Consider the following 1,129-nt stretch of genomic DNA (forward strand, 5'->3'; position numbering starts at 1 on the left):
CACTACCACCGCTACCGCGACGACGTGGCGATGATGGCGGAGCTGGGCCTGGGCGCCTACCGCTTCTCCGTCTCCTGGCCCCGGGTGCAGCCGACCGGCCGCGGCCCGGCCGTGCAGCGCGGCCTGGACTTCTACCGCAAGCTGGTCGACGAGCTGCTGGAGCACGGCATCAAGCCGGCCGTCACCCTCTACCACTGGGACCTGCCGCAGGAGCTGGAGGACGCGGGCGGCTGGCCGGAGCGCGACACCGCCTACCGTTTCGCCGAGTACGCGCAGATCGTCGGCGAGGCGCTCGGCGACCGGGTGGAGCACTGGATCACGCTCAACGAGCCGTGGTGCAGCGCCTTCCTGGGCTACGCGTCCGGCGTGCACGCGCCCGGCCGCACCGACCCGGCGGCCTCGCTGCGGGCCGCCCACCACCTGAACCTGGCCCACGGGCTGGGCACCAAGGCCCTGCGGTCGGTGATGCCGGCCCGCAACTCCGTCGCGCTCAGCCTCAACACGTCGGTGGTGCGGCCCCTCTCCCCGGACGACCCGGCGGACCTGGCGGCGGCGCGCAAGATCGACGACCTGTCCGGCGGCATCTTCCACGGCCCGATCCTGCACGGCGCCTACCCGAAGACGCTACTGGAGGCGACCTCCTCGCTCACCGACTGGTCGTTCGTCCAGGACGGCGACCTGGAGCTGATCCACCAGCCGCTGGACGCGCTGGGCCTCAACTACTACACGCCCACCCTGGTGTCGGCGGCGGACCCGGACGCGAAGGGCCCGCGGGCCGACGGTCACGGGGAGAGCGAGCACTCGCCGTGGCCCGCCACGGAGGACGTCGCCTTCCACCAGTCCCCGGGCGAGCAGACCGCGATGGGCTGGTCCGTCGACCCGACGGGCCTGTACGACCTGATCATGCGCTGCACCCGCGAGGCGCCCGGCCTGCCGCTCTACATCACCGAGAACGGCGCGGCCTTCGACGACAAGCCCGGCGCCGACGGCGCGGTGCACGACCCGGAGCGCGTCGCCTACCTGCACGGCCACCTCTCCGCGGTCCGCCGGGCCATCACCGACGGCGCGGACGTGCGCGGCTACTACCTGTGGTCCCTGATGGACAACTTCGAGTGGGCCTACGGGTACG

1 pseudogene is annotated in these 1,129 nt (G+C 72.9%); it reads left to right on the forward strand.

Annotated features, from left to right (window positions below):
• Nucleotides 1–1,129: pseudogene (locus AOK18_RS12025) on the forward strand (family 1 glycosylhydrolase); the annotation flags it as partial.

This window comes from Streptomyces prasinopilosus (genome assembly GCF_001419695.1).
Lineage (GTDB): Bacteria > Actinomycetota > Actinomycetes > Streptomycetales > Streptomycetaceae > Streptomyces > Streptomyces prasinopilosus.